Source organism: Lysinibacillus sp. BSL11 (genome assembly GCF_052928325.1).
The window spans coordinates 12,461-33,876 of the sequence record NZ_JAVGCX010000012.1; the positions used below are offsets into that span (position 1 = coordinate 12,461).

22 protein-coding genes and 1 riboswitch are annotated in these 21,416 nt (G+C 38.0%); of the genes, 8 read left to right on the top strand and 14 right to left on the bottom strand.

Features of this window, described 5'->3' with window-relative positions; genetic code table 11:
* Positions 1-4: 4 nt before the first annotated feature.
* From RCJ95_RS14955 to RCJ95_RS14975, 5 genes are all read right to left on the bottom strand, one after another.
* Complete coding sequence (locus RCJ95_RS14955; protein WP_257522389.1) at positions 5-700, bottom strand: DUF4274 domain-containing protein; 696 nt, start codon at positions 698-700, stop codon at positions 5-7.
* A gap of 14 nt (positions 701-714) precedes the next feature.
* A complete protein-coding gene (locus tag RCJ95_RS14960) occupies positions 715-2,376 on the bottom strand; it encodes a DUF6138 family protein (protein WP_446722441.1) in 1,662 nt (553 codons plus the stop codon).
* Between the two features lie 65 nt (positions 2,377-2,441).
* Positions 2,442-3,503, bottom strand: coding sequence for a suppressor of fused domain protein (locus RCJ95_RS14965; RefSeq protein ID WP_221680360.1), 1,062 nt, complete (start codon positions 3,501-3,503; stop codon positions 2,442-2,444).
* Between the two features lie 380 nt (positions 3,504-3,883).
* The gene (locus tag RCJ95_RS14970; RefSeq protein ID WP_221680359.1) at positions 3,884-4,432 is read right to left on the bottom strand and encodes a hypothetical protein; all 549 of its coding nucleotides are present in this window, start codon (positions 4,430-4,432) and stop codon (positions 3,884-3,886) included.
* Positions 4,433-4,767: 335 nt separating this feature from the next.
* Positions 4,768-5,490, bottom strand: coding sequence for an SDR family NAD(P)-dependent oxidoreductase (locus tag RCJ95_RS14975; RefSeq protein ID WP_221680358.1), 723 nt, complete (start codon positions 5,488-5,490; stop codon positions 4,768-4,770).
* 373 nt (positions 5,491-5,863) lie between these two features.
* Between RCJ95_RS14975 and RCJ95_RS14980 the strand changes: the two genes are divergently transcribed.
* Entirely contained in the window at positions 5,864-7,420 is a 1,557-nt protein-coding gene (locus tag RCJ95_RS14980) for an S-layer homology domain-containing protein (protein WP_221680357.1), read from the top strand.
* A 675-nt stretch (positions 7,421-8,095) separates the two neighbouring features.
* Here the strand turns inward: RCJ95_RS14980 and RCJ95_RS14985 are convergent.
* Complete coding sequence (locus RCJ95_RS14985) at positions 8,096-9,076, bottom strand: DUF2268 domain-containing putative Zn-dependent protease (protein WP_274769325.1); 981 nt, start codon at positions 9,074-9,076, stop codon at positions 8,096-8,098.
* Positions 9,077-9,275: 199 nt separating this feature from the next.
* On the opposite strand from RCJ95_RS14985, the gene RCJ95_RS14990 reads away from it, so the two are divergent.
* From RCJ95_RS14990 to RCJ95_RS15010, 5 genes are all read left to right on the top strand, one after another.
* Complete coding sequence (locus RCJ95_RS14990; protein ID WP_004224247.1) at positions 9,276-9,500, top strand: hypothetical protein; 225 nt, start codon at positions 9,276-9,278, stop codon at positions 9,498-9,500.
* A 246-nt stretch (positions 9,501-9,746) separates the two neighbouring features.
* Complete coding sequence (locus RCJ95_RS14995; protein ID WP_081011033.1) at positions 9,747-9,872, top strand: YjcZ family sporulation protein; 126 nt, start codon at positions 9,747-9,749, stop codon at positions 9,870-9,872.
* A 364-nt stretch (positions 9,873-10,236) separates the two neighbouring features.
* Complete coding sequence (locus tag RCJ95_RS15000; protein ID WP_221680354.1) at positions 10,237-10,521, top strand: hypothetical protein; 285 nt, start codon at positions 10,237-10,239, stop codon at positions 10,519-10,521.
* 87 nt (positions 10,522-10,608) lie between these two features.
* Positions 10,609-11,085 carry a GNAT family N-acetyltransferase gene (locus RCJ95_RS15005; RefSeq protein ID WP_274769327.1) on the top strand — a complete coding sequence of 159 codons (477 nt, stop codon included), beginning with the start codon at positions 10,609-10,611 and terminating at the stop codon, positions 11,083-11,085.
* 204 nt (positions 11,086-11,289) lie between these two features.
* Positions 11,290-12,024 carry a hypothetical protein gene (locus RCJ95_RS15010; protein WP_221680352.1) on the top strand — a complete coding sequence of 245 codons (735 nt, stop codon included), beginning with the start codon at positions 11,290-11,292 and terminating at the stop codon, positions 12,022-12,024.
* A 61-nt stretch (positions 12,025-12,085) separates the two neighbouring features.
* Here RCJ95_RS15010 and RCJ95_RS15015 read toward each other — a convergent pair whose 3' ends face one another.
* Genes RCJ95_RS15015 through RCJ95_RS15030 form a run of 4 tightly spaced genes read right to left on the bottom strand, consistent with a single transcriptional unit; the run spans position 12,086 to position 14,247 of the window.
* Complete coding sequence (locus RCJ95_RS15015) at positions 12,086-12,439, bottom strand: aconitate hydratase (RefSeq protein ID WP_221680351.1); 354 nt, start codon at positions 12,437-12,439, stop codon at positions 12,086-12,088.
* Positions 12,423-12,758 (bottom strand): YolD-like family protein, encoded by a 336-nt coding sequence (locus tag RCJ95_RS15020; RefSeq protein WP_009370357.1) that lies wholly within the window; start codon positions 12,756-12,758, stop codon positions 12,423-12,425. The genes RCJ95_RS15015 and RCJ95_RS15020 overlap by 17 nt, the downstream gene beginning before the upstream one ends.
* A gap of 11 nt (positions 12,759-12,769) precedes the next feature.
* The gene (locus RCJ95_RS15025; protein WP_257522396.1) at positions 12,770-14,029 is read right to left on the bottom strand and encodes a Y-family DNA polymerase; all 1,260 of its coding nucleotides are present in this window, start codon (positions 14,027-14,029) and stop codon (positions 12,770-12,772) included.
* Entirely contained in the window at positions 14,026-14,247 is a 222-nt protein-coding gene (locus tag RCJ95_RS15030; RefSeq protein ID WP_274769349.1) for a transcriptional regulator, read from the bottom strand. Before RCJ95_RS15030 ends, RCJ95_RS15025 begins: the two co-directional genes overlap by 4 nt.
* Positions 14,248-14,486: 239 nt before the next feature.
* Between RCJ95_RS15030 and RCJ95_RS15035 the strand changes: the two genes are divergently transcribed.
* Both RCJ95_RS15035 and RCJ95_RS15040 read left to right on the top strand, forming a co-directional pair.
* Entirely contained in the window at positions 14,487-15,143 is a 657-nt protein-coding gene (locus RCJ95_RS15035) for a cupin domain-containing protein (RefSeq protein WP_376781418.1), read from the top strand.
* 97 nt (positions 15,144-15,240) lie between these two features.
* A complete protein-coding gene (locus RCJ95_RS15040) occupies positions 15,241-15,723 on the top strand; it encodes a DUF3231 family protein (RefSeq protein WP_255600825.1) in 483 nt (160 codons plus the stop codon).
* A 46-nt stretch (positions 15,724-15,769) separates the two neighbouring features.
* Here RCJ95_RS15040 and RCJ95_RS15045 read toward each other — a convergent pair whose 3' ends face one another.
* The 4 genes from RCJ95_RS15045 to RCJ95_RS15060 all read right to left on the bottom strand — a co-directional run bounded on the left by RCJ95_RS15045 (position 15,770) and on the right by RCJ95_RS15060 (position 21,215).
* A complete protein-coding gene (locus RCJ95_RS15045) occupies positions 15,770-18,376 on the bottom strand; it encodes a cation-translocating P-type ATPase (protein WP_221680347.1) in 2,607 nt (868 codons plus the stop codon).
* A gap of 253 nt (positions 18,377-18,629) precedes the next feature.
* Positions 18,630-19,820 (bottom strand): MFS transporter, encoded by a 1,191-nt coding sequence (locus RCJ95_RS15050; RefSeq protein WP_004230558.1) that lies wholly within the window; start codon positions 19,818-19,820, stop codon positions 18,630-18,632.
* A 74-nt stretch (positions 19,821-19,894) separates the two neighbouring features.
* Positions 19,895-19,994: riboswitch (purine riboswitch) on the bottom strand.
* A 399-nt stretch (positions 19,995-20,393) separates the two neighbouring features.
* The gene (lepB, locus tag RCJ95_RS15055; RefSeq protein ID WP_221680346.1) at positions 20,394-20,954 is read right to left on the bottom strand and encodes a signal peptidase I; all 561 of its coding nucleotides are present in this window, start codon (positions 20,952-20,954) and stop codon (positions 20,394-20,396) included.
* A gap of 150 nt (positions 20,955-21,104) precedes the next feature.
* Positions 21,105-21,215, bottom strand: coding sequence for a transcriptional regulator (locus RCJ95_RS15060; protein WP_221680345.1), 111 nt, complete (start codon positions 21,213-21,215; stop codon positions 21,105-21,107).
* Between the last annotated feature and the right edge of the window lie 201 nt (positions 21,216-21,416).

A 21,416-nucleotide genomic window follows, 5' to 3' on the forward strand; every position in this document is an offset into this window, starting at 1 on the left:
CTAGCTAGCACTTTAATTTTTCTTGTAAGATTATTGCCATCTCTTTCCATGGTCGCTTCCAATCGGAACTCGCTATCTCTTCCTCTGTTAGTGCTAGCCAATATTCCCCTTCCATTAGCTCAAACATGTCTAGCATGGTAATAGGAGCACAAACTGGATTAGCTAATGCTGTGAGCATAGGCTCGGGGCCATCATCCCAGTTATAGCTATTGACAATGCCATGTAAAACAACAGCTGATGATACCTTGCTTATGCGCTGGCACATTGTATTGAGAGAATCCTCGTATAAAATGGCATCAACTTGCTGTTGTTCTTCTGCATTCAAAGTTAGACGGATTGCACCTGGTGTATCTAACAATAAATCAGCTATTCTTGCATGCTCCCTTGCCGCAAACCAAGCTGTCGCGGTAATCCCCTCTGGCTCAGATAAATTTACACACTTTGCAAGTAGTAAAGAAATCACTTCTTTCTGCTTAAACTTTACAGCTTTTTTAAGCGCTGTATCACCAAGCTTATCTCGTGCCTCCAAGTCTATATGCTGTGCCAAAAGAAGCTTGATTCCTTCATGTAGCATTCGATTTGTTATAAAAAGCATCAATGGTGTTCTCCCTCTTGCATCCCGCTCATTAACATCTAATTTACTAATGGCCTCCCGTACGACCTCTAAGTCCTTGGATTTACTCACTTCCGTCCATTCCATTCGTCTACCCCCCTTCAGGAATCCATCCATTGCAGTAATTTCTCAAGCTCTTCCCTTATGGGTGCTGATTCTTGCTTTAGTCGTTGTGCTAACTTCTTAGAACTACCGAATATTCGATACAAAACAAATGGACGCTGATAATCTGCTTTCTGTTCAAGCTCTTGTCCGAGTGCCACGAGTAAATCTAAATCCATGATGTCAATGTCCTTTATTGGCTTAGCTGATTCACTTGCACCAAGTAAAATAGCTACAAACACAGGCATCATCTCTACTGATAAGCCATGAGCTTCAAGAAAGGCTTCCGCATAAGCATCTTGCACGGATTGATGCTCTGTATCAACGAGTAACATGTATCGTTGAACAAGCGGAAAATAATCCTTACTATAAAGCCCTAATCCAAAAACCGCATAGGTGCTAGGCATAGCTGATTTTTCGCTCGGCTCAACATCCTGATACCAAGCAAATTCCTCCATAGCGAGCTGGGCATAGTCCGCTAATAAAGGGAAAAGATTTGGATACTGTAGGCAATTGGCGAAAAACTGATGAAGCTTTGATTTAGCTAACTTTTTAATAGGAAGATAATTTTTCGCTTTACTCTTTAAAGTCAGCTTATAGCCCTTTGGAAAACCTTCTTGTAGCAGTTGAATGATATAGTAAAGGGCTTCACGATAAGCGTTTTCCTCTTCTATCATCACTCGTATATCAATCGTTTGTAAAATATCATTTGCCTGTCCTTGGCATACATCCCGCTTTCTAATACTTTCAAAACGCCCGCTTCCTTTTTCCAAATAATTAGCTGCCTGCAGCGAGCCAAGCTGCTTCGCAAGTTCCAAGTATTCTAATCGTGTGGCTGGCTCTTTTTGACCAATCTTCAACGCGACATAAAGAAAGAAATCTAGTTTTTCCTGCTCTAGTTGTTGTACCGAGTCCTCTGTTTTCAATACCCACTCTTTCCTATAATCGCCTGCTTGTTCAAAATAGTGTGTTAAAAAATGCTCCTCTGCCCACTGCTTAAAGGCCATTGTATAATAATATATCCATTTGTCTAAACGTTCTTTATTCGCCCGATGCTTTTCTTGAAGCCGGTGAATAAGTGGTTCAACTTCCTCAGCTGTTTGATGGAAAAAATGTGGATTGACCAAATGCTTCGCAAGGAAAAATTCATCATTGTCACTTGGTCTGACTGGTAGCTCTGCCATCACCTTTGTTTCTATAAAGCTTGCCAGCACTTGTTTCGTTGACGCTAGTTTACGATTATTCAATAGCTCCTTTTGATAATGAAGCACCGTTTTATCATGTTCAAATTCCAGCACAACCTCAAAGCGGTAATCAAAAAATCGGTGACCGTATTGCTCAGATTGAAATACTTCCTCTGTTTTAGTACATAAAGCGCTAAAAAGCTCTTCAATATGCTGGACATCTGTAAATTCTTGTATGTATGGACCCGCTTCCACCTTATAGGAACTATCACTCCAACTAAATGGCTCATAAACATCTATAAAGATTGTGCCATTAGGACTTTTCCCCTTTTTCCAGGCAACTTTCAAATATTGAAGGATGCCTGCTTGTAACCTACTTTGCTCTTTCAGCTCTGCTATTCGTTTACTCTCTTGTTGATAAACAGCCGTGAGTTGCTCCCACACAGCCGCTAGAAAATGCTCTACACACTGCTTCACTGTACATCTTCCCTTTCTATTGTTAGAGAAAAATCTCCCGCTAAAGCCTTAGCGAGAGATTCATCTTATCCGATTGTTTTCACAACCGCTCCTTCTTGATTTTTAATATGTGTCTTCAAAATTTGAAAGCTCACGCCAGCTAAAGAAGAAATAGTGAATTGACTTTCTTGCGGTATCAGCCTCTGACTTAATTCTTCTACTGCTGTCTTGTTCAATGTAATCGTAATTTCTTGACCATTCTCAGAATAGCCTACCTGTGGGCCTGCTCTAAATATGATCGTTATTTGTTGACCGACTAAGGTAAGATCTTTATCTTTCAGAATGCGTCCACGTAATAATTTACTAATGACAGCTGCTTGCTTTGCCCCAAGTTGAACAACATTAGACTGTTTGTTAAACCAGCTCTTTTTTTCTACTTCCCAAGCGAGTTGATCTACGAAAAGAAACCCCGTATTAGAGCCATCTTCCTCCATTCCTCGCACAACTGCCTCGGCGACTTCAGGGTTTTGTAAGAGAGAAGTTCTTGTTAAATCCGTAGTATAGCTTGGTATTTGCTTCATGCCAGCCTGTAGTACACCAAGCGTATTCCACGTCTGCATCGCTTCTAACTCATCCTCTGAAATACCAACCATTTGGATAAACTCCATCTTGCCATTTGGTGTATCGATTTCAGCAAGCTCTGGATCATGTGTAAAGGCTAGTGCAGTTAATTGCGTGTCAGCATCAAGGCAAATCGGACCATTTGCATCCAAATAATCTCCCGCTCTAAAAACATTTCCACTATTAAACACATATCTGCCCATATTCTGTAGTAAATTCAATGCCCAAGCAGGTGGCTCTTCCTCATCTAGTTGACGTACTAGACGAAATGTTAATTCAAATCCATATCCACTATAGTCCTTGTTTTCAAATTCTTTTTCATATAGTTCCGAAAAGCCATATGTAACAAAATGCCAATGTGGGATGGATGTTTCGCTTTTATAAACACTAATTCCATCTAAAGGATCTTGTCCTCCTAGTGAATAGGGAATTAAAGTTCCATAATGCTTTGGCTCCTGCTCACCATATACCTGTGCTAATGCCTGATCAATCGCATCCCAGCCAACTGCTGCTATTTCATCACTCATTTCCATATCCTCCTTGCTGATATTCACTCGTAGAACGTACGTATCTATTATTTATGATAGCAATTTTATGGTGACTCTTTTAACAGGAATAGGACTCATTTTCCACTTTCCAGTAACTAGGTTTATTGACATTCTATATGGGGTAAATATGACTAATATTGATGGCGCCTTAGCGTAATTGCGTTCAGTTTTTTTCGAGCTGGCTCGACAAGTATTGAGAAACCCATTGAATAAAAAACTACAATTTGTATATTCATCTCATCACTGATAAAGAAGGGCGTTTTCTGTTGAAAGATAAAAAGACAATCCTCTTGCAAAATAGAAGATTGTCGCGTGAGTGTCTATTTTACTATTTAAACGTCAGGTAGTGCATCTATACATTAACCATATAGCATAGCTGGTTCACGAACCGTTTGTAAATAATCTGACAGTTTCCCTGCAAATACTTTCTCTAAATATGGTAATTGCGCCAGACAATGAGGCGTCATTAATGCTGGGTTTTGAACTATTTTTAGCCCTCCCACCTTTAGTAGCGTCGCTACAAACTGGGAACAAAAATAAGCACGCTCACGTCTCACTTCCTTTTGCATCACCACACCAAAAAGTCCGATAAAATTATATTTATAGCGATCTCGATTCCAATACATATAACGGACAATTTTCATCATATCTAAATATTGATAATGGGATATACGACAGCGATAAATAACACAATCCGCACACTCAAATAGCCCTCTTTCTGCATCCTCTCGTAAAAAGCCACCACTTAACGGATTGTTCAATTGCCTTCGACCAAAGCTATACATCTCAAAAAGCCCCTCATCAAAGGCTATGGATGCATGATTCATCTCCTTGCCCGTATACATGCCGATCGCTTTTGATAATAACGTCCCTGTTTTGGTTAATACTATGTAAATCGTATGTGCCATATCTTCACCTACTTAATATTCTCTCTCCTACTACCAATACGTTTTAAATCTTCAAATGGTTTCGTTAATTTCCTTTTTTTATAATTATACACAGCGAATCTTAAATATTTCCTAGTAGAACCTGAAGATTTTCTTAAGATTTAATAGGCTGAAAGTATTTTTAGAATTGGTTATGACGATGAAAGGATGTTGATTTTTTTACTACCTTTATTTATATGAGCTTAATTGTAGTGTTATGTGTGAAGGGATCGTAAAAATTTTTTCTAAGGCACGGAATCTATTTGTCCTTTTTATTAAAAGACGCTACTCAATTTTGAGTAGCGTTCACTGAGTAATCATGCATTTAAATCCGTTATGGCTGGGACATTAATTTCTTTTACACAGGAGACTGCTGATAGATTAATTACACATTGCACAAGAGATACAATATCTTGTACGGGGATTCGTGTACCTTCATATAAATGAATGGCTTTCTCTGCCCCTTCTTCATAGGGTACTTCTGCTGCCAGTTCACCAGGATTAATGCATGTGACAGCAATTTTATCTTTCCTTAAATGTTCTCGTAGTGCATTTGTAATACCCCTTACGCCGAATTTAGATGTGACAAATGAAACTTGTGTATTGTTTGTGTGGTCTAAGCCTGCTGTAGAGCCAATTAAAATAATCTTTCCATGCTCTGCTTGTCTTAAGTTGGGTATAAGTGCCTGTATATATGTAATAGTAGAGGTTAGATTGATATTGATTAAGTTCGAAATATCCTCTACTTCATCCTTATCAAATGTATAATTATCTTCAAAACCATGCTTTTCCCATACACCCACATTATAAATTAATACATCGAGAGGAATGCCTTGTAACACTTCTTTTAAAGTGGAAATTTGTTGTTGGCTAGACAGATCAATGGATAGCCAGTGACGATTTACTCCGTCATTTAGTTCTAAACTATTAGGTCTTGTTCGTGCTACCATCCATACTTTATCTCCTTTGACAGGTAAACCCTTAACAAATGCATCTCCCAATCCTTGGCTAGCTCCAAAGATAATAAAATTCCTACTCATATTACCACCCTTTCTCATGACAAAATGTAATGAAAACCTATATCTTTTACCCTATGCCGATCAATATATCCTTACGTGAAAGGAATTTCTGCCTTTCAAAATTATCGCTAATAATGAAAAGAATGAATAACTTTCACCTTATTTGATCTTAACGTATTTAATGCTATTAATCTCTTTTTATCACTTGAACTTGCCACTGCCTCTTTTATGATTGTCATATGATAATTATTGTGAAGAGAACCTAAAGTAGTTGCAGTAGCATCTATAAATCTAGTTAGCTCTAGGTCACTTTATATTTGTTATTCATTACCAATAGAATTTATCTGTTTAAACATGCTATCATTTTGTGGATATTGGTTAAAGCAGGTGAAAGATGAAAAGAAAGCTTATTTATACAATAATGTTCGTTTTATTCTGTTTCGTTTTTTTAATGAATCACATTTCTGTCTCTGCAAGTGGCTTTGATGATATAAAAAAACTGCCGAATCAAATGCAACAAGAAGTACAGGATTTAACAAAAAGAAATATTATTAAGGGGACAACACCGACAACTTTTTCCCCAAACTCTACAATTACTCGTGGTCAAGTTGTCATCATGATGGGACGCTATATCGAACAGACTGGCATAGCGAAGGTTGATAAAAATTGGGAGGAAATGGATCGTTTTATGGATATGCCCCTTCGTGTGAAGGATCGTGAATTGCTAAAGTATTCAACTTTACTTTACGATAATGGCATCTTTAAGGGAGAAAATGGACGTCTAAATCCATATCATCACATGACACGAGAACAAATGGCACTAACTTTAAACCGACTTATGGTATTAGCCCGTAAATATTCATTGATTGACTACGCCTATGATTTGCAAAGTCATGTAGTGGATATACAGAAAGCAAATAAAGAAGCTAGACCCTATATAGAGGCACTTAATGCTTTAGGCATTTCCAATGTAGATACTTTCAATCCCAAAAACAGTGTGACACGTGTGCAGTTTGCTTCTTTTTTATCAAGAACAATCAAATTAATTGAGCGCAATCACCATGTTATTCATTTTGAAAAAACAGCTGAAGAGCTAGGATTTCAAAAAATTTCAAATGTAACAACGGTCAATAAATCCCATTTACAAGTATCCTTTTCTAATTCTCTTCTTCATATTTATGCACGCTATGATGGTAACTTTGCCATCGACGAAGAAGTGCTAATTGAAGGGACTAGCCTTTTTGGTCGCCCTCACGAATCACGATTACAGCTAAGAAATCAATTTATGCAATCAAATGCTTTCTCCATTGTAAATAAATACATTCCAGGTCAACATGGATATATTAATATGAATCTTTTCTTAATGCATAGTTTTACAGATGCGCATTACAAATTATTAGATACAGGAAGAGAATATGGATCAGAAGCAGGATATATCGATCAACAAGGTGTATCTATGTATTTCATAAACAGTGATTCTGGCATAATAGAGCATACAATTAATGGAAATGTATTATCTATTGATAATGAAGAAATTATAAGAACACCAAGGACGGTGCATTACCGATATTATTTCGACTATCAAGGTGTCATGGTATTTGATACAGATGCCATGAATCATATCGGTGATAAGCGTTACACAGTAACAAATGATGGAGACGTTTTATTTGAAGGAAAAGTATTAAAAGATCGTACATTCTATTATTTACCTATCATTCGACCTGTACCTTTTCATACCTATAATGATGATTTCAGTGGATTTACGTATACCGATGATGTGACATTGCAACAAATTTTAGCATTCCATAAAACGGACGGACAAAAATCAAGTATTCCAAGACAATACATGCATCCAAAGGTGCTAGTGATTGATGGGAAGAAAAATATATATGGTACAATTAATCTACGGGATGCAACGTTCGGGACTTTCGAAGAGATTAAAAATTATTAATATTCTTATAAATAAAGAAGCCATCTGGTGTTGTTATTTTTTCAACACCAGATGGCTTCTTCGATTACAGTTTATTCATTGTCCCAAATCGGATAATATGACTCGTAGATTGGGTAGCTATAATAAGGTGGTCTTACGCCAACAATTTACATAATATGGTTTAATTGAAAGACTTAAATTATGTGCCAAAAATTTTCTATTAGAATGAAAACATAAATTCAACCATAGCACACAAGGAAAAACCACCTGTTATTTATCCATGATGCCTTAGATGATACCTATAATAAAAGCTTTACACCCTTATTTCAATTACTTTTCAATTTACTTACAGTGGTAATGTTCTTAAGTTCTTTCACATACATTAATGTCGGGATAGCACCTTTAACATCGCCCCCAAGATGTTTTTGTACAATGCTATCCCTTTTTACATACTCTGTTTAGTTGGAAATTTCCCCAAGATTTAATTCATTAATAAGCCGTTGCATTATTCTTGGGAAGGTTCTCCTCATTACATAAGCCACTGCGATTTAAAACCGTCGTGACTTATTGTTTGTCGTTTTTCGATTGAGAAAGTCCTATCATTATTACGTTGATGTTTTACGAGTTCATATTGTAATCAGTAAAAGTGCTCTGTCTTTAATTTTGAACCCTCACAAATAAGTGTCTTCAAAATAGTTATTGATAGTGTTCCAAGTATTTTCCTTGTTCGAAAATTTCTTGTGCACTTAAGGCTGTCCAATCCTCTGGTGTTTGATCAGGATGCAAGTCAAGATAGGATTTAACCATCTTATAGCCTTCACTGTAACCATAATTTTTCGGTAACCCTTTTCCCCCATATAAGATGTCTGAGGTACGATTACTGTCGTACTTATGTAAATCAGGTTCTACTTTAGACCATAATTCCTTGTTGTAAATTACATTCTTTGCTGTATAGCCGTAGTCAGGATAAACATTTTTTTCAAACATGACCGCTTTTCCTTCAAAGACGATACTATCCAATACCGAAGCTCCGACATCTTTATTAAAATATTTTTCCGCCCAAACGCTGTGATGGTATTCGTGGGCAACAGTTGACTTTATACCATCATCCAAAACATTTAGATAAAGCGGGAGGATTATTTTGCCCGTTCCAACTGCGAAGGGTATTCTATTATTGGTTGCGGAAGGGAATACACAAACGGCTACATCGCTTTGAGAGGGTAACAGGTCTGCGGATTTCAATAGCGATTCTTGAATAAGTTGATTGATTTCTGCTTTATGCGTCTCCATTTTTTCACTCACCATTTGTATTTCTGTTAGCCTGCTAGGAACCGTATTAAGCAGGTTTTCTGCCATATGATAATATTCCCCATTTTCAAAACAATCCTTGTAGATCGGTTGAATAACCTCCTTATTATACAGTTCCAGAGTTTCCGAGCTTGAAAGATTCGGATTCTCTTTGACCTTTTCCATATATGGATAAAACAGTTGATTGGCATGAATGATTTTGTAGTTTTGTTTGGTTTGAGGGTGCTCAAATGAGAACACCATCTCTTCATCATCTGTTATTTGCTTTTTCTCATGAAGTTGGCTCTCACTTTTTTCTGTTGGTGTACAGGCAGTAAGCATGAGTAGTAAGAAGCCTAGAATAAAGGTGATTCCCTTTTTAAATTTCATCCATTCTCCTCCCGATCGTTAATAACTAGCAATTCTTTATAACCCCATTTATAGATTATATTACCATATAAATAGTAATGAAAGAATGATCGATTTGTCAGTATTTAGTTAGCATCTCCACAAACAGAGTGTACGATTTTGTGAAGGTAAGAACCTCTAGCCACTCTTTTCATATATTATAGTGAAAGGAGTGGCTATTGTGCCTTGGCAACATAAAATTCCGTATTTAATCGGTCAGCCTGTTGGTGTTTCTTTTACAAATGGTCAAGGAACTTCTGGTGTCCTCTGTGGCGTATCGGGAGGAAAACTGCTTGTTCTTGAATATTTGTATCAAAGTCAATTTGCCTTAAAGCAATACGACCTTCATATGATTCATGATGTGAACGGCTTCCCCCCTTGTCATACGCAGCAGCCGTTATACTAAAAAAACATCCTAGAACGGATGTTTTTTTACATCGTGTTGAATACCAAAACAATTAGTAAAATTTGTTTCATTATTCTTGATGCTATACAGGCTAACAACTAACTCAAGCTACTATTCCATCATAATAATAAAGTAAAGCTTTCACCGCTTTATTCCCGAATGAAGGGACAACTCATTTTTTCTCTACTCGCTAACCCCCCCTTTTGTCCAATACATACTTTAAAAGAAAGAAAGGAGGTGTGTTTCATGAGTTACTGTAATTTCAATAGTTACTGTGGCGGGGACAATGGAAGCGGCAATAGCTCTACATTCGTGCTTATTGTTGTACTATTCATCCTTCTTATTATCGTTGGTGCTAGCTTCATGTGTTAATTGATCGTCTCAGGCTTTAGCCTCTGTTCCATTACAGAAGCTAAAGCCTTTTTACAATGAATCGCTACCACAGCTATTCTGTCTAATCTCCTTCCTTTTCGTTTTTTTCTAGCTCATTTATTTTTACTCACAATTAAAAGCTAGTAATTTAGATAGATAACTATCTTAAACCGCTAGCTTCACATAATAATAGTAGTGTAAGGTTCTTTCAACTTTACTTTACACTCCTTTTGATACTTGGGGTCACTTTCGTCCGAGTGACCCTGTTGTAGCAACTACACATTTAGTTTCTCCTTTTCCCTATCAAGCGGAATCATCGGAACATTCCTACAACAAATTCGTTTTTATAGGAAGGAGGAAAACAATGGGAATTAATTTAAATCTCTGGTCATTTATCTTATCTTTGGGCTGTATTCTATTATTTTTTCTATCAGGTTCAATGAAAGACTTCTTTGACACATATCTTCATTTCCATCCACTACTGTTGACACTACTCTTGTCTATTGTCTGTTTCTACCTAAGCCTGGTCGGTATGAAAAATGTTAAAAATTTAACGACCTTGCTTCGAGGAATTTTAACAATGGTCATTACACTTATTGTGATGATTAGTATTTCTTTTATTTTACTTTTTGGTACCCTTTTAAGTTAAAATGACCTACCCCCACATTATTTTAATACAAGCCTCCTTGACGAACGTTTGTTCTATGGTTAAACTATTAGAAAAGGAGGCTTTTTTATGCAAGAAACAACGAATATTGAGTTAGTACATTTCTCTGAAAGCTATGTAGAGCAGTTAAATCGTTTTGAATTACCTGAAGAACAACACCAATTTACAGCACTTCCTCAAGAGATTTCAATCGAGAAGGTCGGACAGTATCCAATTGTGATTTTAAGTGGTGGCGTACCTGTCGGCTTTTTTGTTCTTCATGCAACGGACAGAGTCCAACAATATTCTAGTAATCCTCAGGCAATGTTACTAACTGCCCTGTCCATTGACCATCTGCAGCAAGGTAGGGGCTATGCTAAAAAGGCTATGTTTGCACTTGCGGATTTTGTGAAGCAGGAATTTAAAGAATGTAATGAAGTAGTGTTAGTCGTCAATCATAAAAATATAGCTGCACAGAATTTATATATCAAAGTAGGCTTTGTGGATCATGGAGAAAGAAGATTGGGACCTATTGGTGAGCAGATCGTTATGAATTTGCCGCTGTAAAGAAATTGTCACTCATTTGCTTTTCAAAATGAGAGACGCCTTACAAACAACGGAATTCTATTTTCCCCTACCATCTCTAAGAATTTCATTGTTACACCTCCACTCCCTGGCATATAAGCTTTTCCTTCACGAATTCAACTGCTATGGGTCATTTTTGTACAGTATAATAAAGTCAATAAGCTATAGAAAAGGTGGCTCTAGACATTGAAAAAAGAGATGTGGCTATGGTTATTAGGAATTTCTCTACTAGCTGGATGTAGTGTTACTGCTCCAAACGAGACAGTAATCCCCCCTGCTGAACAGGTCTCATCACAGCTGGATATACAGGCTCCATTGATTGCCGTTTCCGATGATGAGAAGGTGAAATTATTTGCACAGAATGAAGCACAAAATGAAATTACAGAGGTAACTTTAGATATTGATGGTAAGCGAAAAAATTTTGACTGGACAATTCCTGAGACAGGAACTAAACCTCAGTTATTCTATACAGATCTGACGAATGATCATAAGGAAGAGGCTGTTATGATTATCCAAACTGGACGAGGGACAGGCCTCAATCACTATGAGATCCATGTTGTAAATGGAAAGGATTTATCGGAGATGAATGTCCAACATTATGAAGACATCGTTGCACATACTATTGAATCAACGATTACTAAAAAAGATGATGGCACATTAGCGATTACTATGAAAGCACAGGGAAAAGAATCTACATTTGATTATGACTTTGATCCAGCACCAGATATCAATCAAGCGCAACTTGCTTTCGGTGGTGTGGTCATTTATACAGTAGAAAATCAAAAAATAATGTTAAACATCCCTGGATCGATTGGCATCTCACCTATTTATGTAGCCGATGTTCGTATTACCTATCAATTTAATCGTACTAACAATGAATTTCTTGTTGAGCAAATTGATGTGAAACCTATCGAGAAATAAAGCCGCCAAAAGCTGACCACTCCTGTCATCAGCTTTTGGCTTTTTCGTCGTAGACGTAAGCCTAGGCATTGTGTAAATGTTTATTCATTAGCTCTTCGACTTGGGTTTTTAACGCTTGATTGGCATAGCGTAGTACCTCATCATTGCCTGCGGTAGCCACCTGCACATCACTAAAGTAATCATCAATTCGATGCCAGCCAACTAATCGTATTTTTTGTTGAGCGAGCTGACGTTTTAATTGAAAATAATCATTGTGTAGCTGCTTTAATAAAGCATCCATAGCAGGTAAAAATACACGCTTCATCTTAAAATGCTCCGCCACTGTTAGATCGTGCTGCAAGGATTTCACAGCTAAATCAAGCAGCAAAAATTGATGTAATAATCGTCGTTGCTCTCCATTAATCACATCCATCATCTTCTATACGAGCAGCATAAATGTATCTTAATGGGATGTGCTTCGTTGTGGTAATGGTTTCTAGTAGCAGCTGGTCCTCGTTCATCGCTTGAATGGTACCTCCCCATTGCACATAGTTACCATGTTCCCATATAGTCAACATAATATAGTTATGCTGTGTGAATGCTTGTGTGATTATTTGCTGTAATTCTTCAAGCTCCCATTCAGCATGTTCCCGAGGCAACTCTGTCAACACCTCTTGTTTCCATGCCTTCAAAAGCATTAAATGCTCTGGTAGCATCATTGCTGTCCATTTCATCGTTCCTCTATCTCTTATCATTTTTCCACTCCTTATGCTAAATGCCCCCCCACTAAGCGATTCCGTGAAATAGCCGTACCAGCGCTGGTATAGGAGGCTGCTCGTAATAAGGCCACCACTCCATATTTTCTACGAATCGCATCCATGACATGACCAATGACCTGCCGCTGGTCCTTACGCTCATCAAATAAATCAAGCTGAATGCTACGTTCTGGCTCTAAGTTTGTCAGTCTAACAGATAATTGACGCGCTGGCTCACCCGCAAAATGCTCATCTAGTAAGGCCAGACAAGCCTGATACATAACAAGGGTCTCATTGGTTGGACTTTCGATGGTTCTTGAGCGATGGAACCCTTTCGTCATCGCATTGCGACTGTAAGAGAGCCCCAAGCTAACAGTCCGCCCGACATAGCCTGCTTCCCGTGTACGTCGCATCACATCCTCACACATTTCGAGGAGTACAACCGCAATATCCCTTCGTGTGTGATAATCCTTCATGAGCATTTGGCCCTTCCCAAAGCTTAATGCCGCATTGTTCACTAATGGCTCACCTAATGTGGAGAGATCAATGCCCCATGCATGGTAATAGTATTGATTACCCATAATACCAAAGCGCTTTTCTAATTCGGCTAAATCGGCATGGGCTAATCCACCGACTGTTTGGATGCCCATCGCATTTAAATTGGCTGCCATCTGTTTCCCAATCCCCCACATATCAGACAGAGGACGCACGGGCCAAAGCTTTGTTGGCACATCGGCATAGGTCCATTTGGCAAAGCCTGTTTTTTTTGCCTCTAAATCTAATGCTAATTTAGCCATCAACATGTTTGGTCCCATGCCAATGGCGGACGGAATGCGAAACTTTTCATAGATGTCTTCCTGAATCAATTTGGCTACCTGCTCAGGCGAACCCCAAAGTTGCTCCGTGCCTGTTAGATCTATAAAGCTTTCATCCACACTATAAACATGGATCGCCTCTGGAGGGACATATTGTGCAATCAGACGCGTAATGGCCATGGACATCTCTAGAAAAAAGGACATTTTTGGTTCAAACAACTTAATATCTGGATGTTTGGGAATTTCATAACGTCGATTCCCTGTTTTAATGTTAAATTTTTCTTTCATCACTGGTGATGCAGCCAGCACAATACTGCCAGGTTGTTCAAAATTACCGATGACGGCAATTGGATCTGTCAGCACATCTAGCCCTTCTAGCATGGCAATACAACTTGCATAAAAGCACTTCATATCAATACAAAAAATATCTTTCTGTGGGAAATCGTTGTAATTCATATTACCTCAGACTCCCGTTGGAGAATGGGCAGAAGGGCTAGAACATTGTTAATACGAAACGTACGCTTCGCTAGCCTTGTAAAACAAAAGGCGGTAAAGGAATCACCTTTAATGTGGATGATTTTCACGCGCCTTTTCGTAATGGCACCTGATTCCGCTATATACATCATGTGGACGATTTGGTGACGATGCATGGCTTTTCTCAACTGCTCTTTCATGTTGAATGCTCCTTTACTGACTCTGTTTTCATTCATGTTGAACAGAGTTTTTAACAACCAAGAACAAACGTTTGTGTTTTTATTATACGCACGTATGTTCTAAAATAGAAGTGGTAATTTTAGCTAATTTTTATCCAGACAGAGGCTAGCTGTAGCTAGGCATTTGTGTAAGTCTAGGAGCACCTAAAACATAATCTATGATGATGAATAGCTCAATTTATATGAGAAAGGATGTAAGTATCAGCTCAAACATCGATTATAGCTCCCCTTCTGCAGCGTTCACTTTTGATGTCAATAAAAGTACGCTTTTTAAAAAAGACTCCCGAAATTACATTAATATTCTCGGTGTGGAACAATTAAATACATTAGAAAATACATCTTTACTTGATATTTTTTTAAGTAAAGACAATGTCATCGAGCCACATTACCATCAAAATGCAGCAGAGCTTGTCTATTGTATTGCAGGAGCAGCAACGGTTTCTCTATTGAATCCATTTACCAAGAAAATTCAACACTATCCTATCAAGCCTGGGCAGGTTGCCAATGTCCCACAGGGCTGGTGGCATTATGAAGTAGCCACAGAAGATGACACGCATCTACTTGCTATTTTTGATGCGCCAACGCCTGAGGTCATTTTAGGCTCTGATATCTTAAAATTCACACCAGCCCATATGATGGCCCATACGTATTGTTTAGATGAAGAACAATGGAAGAAAACGATTGCACCGATTGTTCCTACGACTTATATTGGACCAGCAAAAGGCTGTAATCGAATCGAGTCAGCAACGGATCAAGCCCCTTATAAACCAACCATGCCACAGCAATATATGAAACCATGTCCATACCCTTATCCCTACCGTTACCCTCCTTTGTACCCTTATGGTACCTACTATTAGCGACCTCTTATTCATTTTTTATTGTAAAAGATGAATAGAATGTCATTTACTGCTACATCCTAATCTTAAATCAAACTAAGAGTTAGGAAGTGTCAGGATGACAATGATAAATGAAAATCTAGCATCGCTACAATTTAAGGAGATTTTCAAGCTTTGGTCACAGCTTGGGATCAATCAAGGCTATATTGCTTCCAGTCATGCTTTTTTTAAGCATACGCGTGATAAAAACTTAAAAATCCTTACATTGGAATTTATTCAATGTTTAAAAGAGGAAAATAAACAGCTAACCCTGCTATTAAAGGAAAACGGTGTGCTGGCACCAACAGCATCGATAGAATACAGTAAAATGAAAATAACGGATATTCGTGGAAAATCTTTCATTAATGATGGCGAAATAAGTGCTATTTTATCGATGAATATTGCCTCCTCTTTGATTGCCGTAAGCCAAGCTTTAGAACTAGCAGTAAAGAAAACACATCTAACCAAATATGGTGAACTCCATATGCGTTATGCCCTACTTGGAGCGAAATTGATTGACCTAAGTAAGAGTAAAGGCTGGTTATTAGCCTCTACACACTAAAAAGAAGCCTCCGTTTGAATACCTAACGGAAGCTTTTTTTTAATCTTTATCGATTTCTTACGAACAGTAGCTTATACCATTGATTGACTAGGAATGGTAACACCGACAGGCTATAAATAAAGCCTAGCTGTGCTGGTGTTAATGGAGCTACCTCAAAGACCGTTGTAAGCATCGGCATAAATAAGACCATGTGTAAACTTAGCACACCAATGATAAAGGCGAACCACGTATATTTATTCGAAAATACACCAATCGCAAAGATAGATTGTTTGGATCGAGAATTAAAGCCATGCACTAACCTTGACAGGCATAGTGTTGTAAAGGCCATCGTGCTTGCTGTTAACGTATCGCCTGTCGATAAACCGATTTGAAACGCAATAATGGTGGAAATGGCGATTAATATCCCTTCAAGCACAACTTGTGTGGTAAAGGCTTTATTTAATAAAGGGGTATGAATGTTTCTAGGCTTGTCCTTCATTGTTTTCTTATTATTTGGCTCTAAACCGATGGCAATAGCAGGCAGACTATCTGTTAATAAGTTGATGAATAGAAGATGGACAGGTGCAAAAGGAACAGGTAAGCCCAGAACCGTTGCATATAACACGACAAAAATAGCGCCTGCATTTCCAGATAATAAGAACAGAATGGCATTTTTAATATTTGTATAGATGCTACGGCCATTGGCGATTGCTTTAACAATTGTTGAAAAATTATCATCCGTTAAAATCATGGATGAGGCATCTTTTGCAACCTCTGTGCCTGTTACACCCATAGCCACCCCAATATCAGCTTGCTTCAAAGCAGGTCCATCATTGACACCGTCTCCTGTCATGGCAACCACATGTCCTTTATCCTGCCATGCTTTAACAATTCGAATTTTTTGGGCGGGTGTAACACGGGCATAAACAGAATAATCCTGTACTTTATCTTGCAGCTCTTGATCCGTTAAGCCTTCGAGCGCATGTCCCTCTATAGCTTCAGCTGGATTTTGCAAAATACCAATTTGTTCGGCAATCGCGGTTGCTGTAATTTTATGGTCTCCTGTAATCATGACGGGTTTAATACCTGCCTTTATACAGCTTTCCACAGCCTCTTTCGACTCTTTTCTTGGAGGGTCCATCATCGCTACTAAGCCGACAAAGATTAAATCTCGTTCTGCTTGTGGATCGACTTTTTGTAGAGGCAATACCTCCTTATAAGCAATGGCTAGCACCCTTAAACCATTCATAGAAAAATCGCGATTCACCGCCTCGATTTTCTGGCGATGCTGCGGGGTTATCTCAAAAATACCTGTTGATGTTTTGATTCGCGTCACTTTTGGTAAGAGTACATCCAGAGCCCCTTTGGTAATCATGATGGGCTGCTTGTCCATCTGATTGACAGTGCTCATAAGCTTCCTCGTCGAATCAAATGGAATTTCAGCCAATCGTGGATATTGCTCACGTATCTTCAATTCATCTAAACCATACTGTTTCCCCAATTTCACGAGCGCAATTTCTGTAGGATCACCAATCTCCTTCTGGTCACGCTCGACAGCATCACTACATAAAAGCGCTTTTACCATTAGCTCTTTTTCCACTGGATTTATTGGATTGAGCCAATCATGAGGAATTTTCTTCTGGTCCACAAAAACTTCCTGTACCACCATTTTATTTTCTGTTAAAGTACCTGTTTTATCAGAACAGATGACCGATACACTCCCCAAGCTCTCCACAGCATAAAGCTTGCGGATGATCGCATTTTCCTTTGCCATCTTTTGGGTGCCAAAAGCTAATACAATGGTCACGATAGAACTTAAAGCCTCAGGGATAGCCGCCACAGCAAGAGATACAGCAAACATAAAGGACTCCACTAATGCTCGTCCTCGGATAAGATCAATCGTAAAGATTGCTAAACAAATTAGCGTAATTCCTAAGGCTAATTTTTCACCGAATTGATCGAGACTAATTTGTAATGGCGTTTTCTTTTCCTTGGCTGTATCGAGTAAATTCGCAATTTTTCCGATTTCCGTCTGCATCCCAATTGCCGTAACCATCACGATGCCACGTCCATTGGTCACAAAACTTCCTGAGTACACCATATTTTTCTTATCCGCAATGGTGATATTCTGTTTCCGAATGGGGTCTGTACTTTTTGCCACAGCAATTGATTCGCCTGTAAGAGAGCTTTCGTTGATGTGTAAATTATGGCTTTCTAGTAGTCTTCCATCCGCATTAATATAATCTCCCGCCTCCAACATCAGAAGGTCGCCTACTACAATTTCTTCAGAAGGAATTTCTACTAGTTGATTATTACGCATGACCTTGGCAATGGGAGAGGTCAATGCTTTCAGATTATCTAATGATTGTTCGGCCTTCACATGCTGCACTGTACCTAAAATGGCATTTAAAATAACCACGATCATGATCACAATGGTGCTTTCTACTTCTCCTAGTAGAAAGGAAACGACGGCAGCAACGAGTAAAATGATGACCAATAAATCTTTGAATTGGCCCATAAAAACAGCCAACGTACTTGTTTTTTGCCCTTCCTCTAATACATTATAGCCATAGACTTGTTGCCTCTTTTGGACGTCATCATCAGTCAAACCTTGCGTGGTGACGTTCAATATCTTCATGACTTCAGCAGATGATTGTTGATGATATTCAGTCATTGAGTTCTCCTTCCATTTACAAGATTTGAAAGTCTCCTACTATTTTTCTTAAAAATAATATTCGTTCTTAAAATCTCAAACTTCTCAAATCTGTAAATTCATTAACTACAACAATCTATTCCATAGGTAATTAGAGTATGCTAAGAAACCATAGAGAATTTAATTTTGGGAAGTGTACGAAAATAGATTCATGCCAACCAATTAAAAAGGTATTGGGATGGCTTTCCCAATACCTTTCAGGGCTATTGCTTGATTATGAATTATGATGTGCTGACTGATAATCTACGTGCTGCTCCTGTCCAAGAGGTGCCCTTTTAATAGAAAAGATGGCGCAGCCTAATGCACAAAGAACTAGAATCGTACCAAAGCTAGCTAGGTGCATAACGGATCCTGTCCAAGCAAACATTGCGCCACCCACTGCTGATCCGATAGAAATACCAATTTGCAGGGCTGCTGTATTTAAGCTTTGCTGAATATCCGATGATTGAGGATCTGCTTGAATTAAGTAATTTTGTAATGGCGGTGTCAGTGCCCAGCTCAACGCACCCCATAAAACCGTAAATACTAAAAACAGTGGAAGGGCAATAATTGTATAAGGAATACTAAATAAGACAATGGCAAAAGCTGAGACAATTAAAATAATGGCTTTACTTGTGCCAATTTTATCACTCACCCATCCACCTACAGCATTCCCACTAACAGAGGCAATACCAAAGATTAAGTAACAAATACTAATCCATGAAGCATTCATATCAAATGCCTCTACTAAAAATGGTGTTAAATAGGCGTAAAGCATGTAATGACCCGCTAGCATAAATAGGGTAGTTAACTGTGCTGTCAGGATTTTTAAATTCGCCAGCGATTTGATTTGCGCCTTGAGTGGCACTACTTCTCCAATTGGCATTTTTTCAAGTAATAAAGCAATTAATATCATTGAAATCGTTGATAGGATACTAATACCTAAAAATACGGCTCGCCAGCCAAACGCTTCTGTAATAAAAATACCCATTGGCACACCGATCACCAGCGCAGAACTTACACCCATAAAAACAAGCCCCAGTGCTTTAGCACGATGGCGAGGCTCTACGATTTTAGTTGTAATCGTTAATGATAAAACAATCACTAACGCTGTACTCATAGCTGTGAAAATACGTGCGATTAGCACAATGATAAACGTTGTACTGAAGAAGGTCATTAGATTTCCTAACGTAAAAATAAATAAAGAAATAAGGAATAAGCGCTTCCGCTCCACCTTGGCTGTCAAGGATAGTAGGACAGGCGCAGAAATCGCATAAACAAGTGCAAAAATAGTAATTAATTGTCCCGCCGTCGCTAAAGACACATCTAAATCCTCTGCAATATTTGGCAGGATTCCGCCAACAATTAATTCAACTAACCCTACTGCAAAGGTAGTCACAGCAAGAATATAAACTCTCCAATTCATCGTAATCTCCCCTTCGTTACACGTTCATTTTTGTAGGAGATTGTTTTAAAACAAACTAAAAAAATCCTGACTACAAAAATGAAGCAAAGTTTTGTAGTCAGGATTTTATGGTTCCTGGTAGAGACCCTCAATCCATATTATTGAGGTTATACAGATCAAATATTTACTTTAGCTATAGTAGCACATCAAAATTTCATTGACAATAACTTTTTTCATAGAACTCATTGCCTTTAAAAATCTTTTGGGCAAGAGAAAATTTCGATTTTCTGCTTATATTTCGACGAATTTGACCATATATAGTAACATACAATAACTATTTTACGAGGTGATTGTTTGCGTATAGTAGGATTTGTCTGCTATTTTTTAATACTATTTTATGGCGTAGAATTAGTAGAAGAAGCGTTCACAAATGAAGAACCAGCAATGCAATCTCCCATGAAAAGTAAGCCATCGCCCATCAAGGAAACCGTTGAAAATTCAAGGATTTGTGTCTATTATCCCACGTATAAAAGCTGTACCGATTTACCCTACCAATAAAAAAGAGGCTACTCAATGGAGTGACCTCTTTTTTCATCATTTTGAGCCAATATGAAAATGACTAAATGGATAGAGTATTAATTTTGATTCACCATATACAGCATCCTCTGAAATTAAACCATAATGGCGACTGTCACTACTTTTTAAGCGATTGTCACCAAGCACAAAATACATGCCCTCCGGCACTTCTTTTTCATTCACTAATTGTTCCAATGTAAAGTTTTCCGTAATGCGTAATTGATTAGGATCATCCGTTTGACGGTTCACATAATCTTCTTTGTATGCTTTGCCATTTACGTACAATACATCATCTTTCATTTCCACTTTATCCCCTGGAAGCCCAATGACACGTTTAATATATAACTCATCTTCGACAGGTGATTGGAAAACAATTTGATCGAAGCGCTCGATTTTACTTGTTTTGCTTACAATAATAATATCCTTATCGTGATAAGTTGGATACATGGATGCTCCCTGCACTTTAATCGGCGCAAATAAGAATTGCTTACAGCCAAAAACAACAACAGCTGTAATGACAATAATTTTGATGTAGGATACTATTTCTTTTTTTAGATTGGATGGTTTTTCCGCTTGCATGCTCATTCCCCGATACTGTTTTTTTTAATAGTATAACATTTTCTCACTATTATTGACGAATGAATCACACAAATTGTTTCCTATTCATAGAAAAATAGACAAGGCTACAAAGTAACATTGTCTAGAAATTGATATTTTGCTGTTTCATCGTTATGAATGGTTAGTTTGTGTGGTAGAGTGATGCTGCTCGTTTAATAAATCTACTGCTAATACGATACCCACTGGTAATGCAAATGCTAATAAAATTGTGCCTATAATCATCACAATCACTCCTTTAACCATTTCTAATGTCAGTATACACTTAATTTTCTGATATTTCAAGAAATATCGAAAAATGATGAATAACAGCAAAAAAATCATTCAACTAGGCATGCACCCTACCTGAATGATTTTTTATCCCTTACATAAATAATTTTAAACATAATACTTGTAGGCCTCTTATTGCTGATTGGACTGGATTTT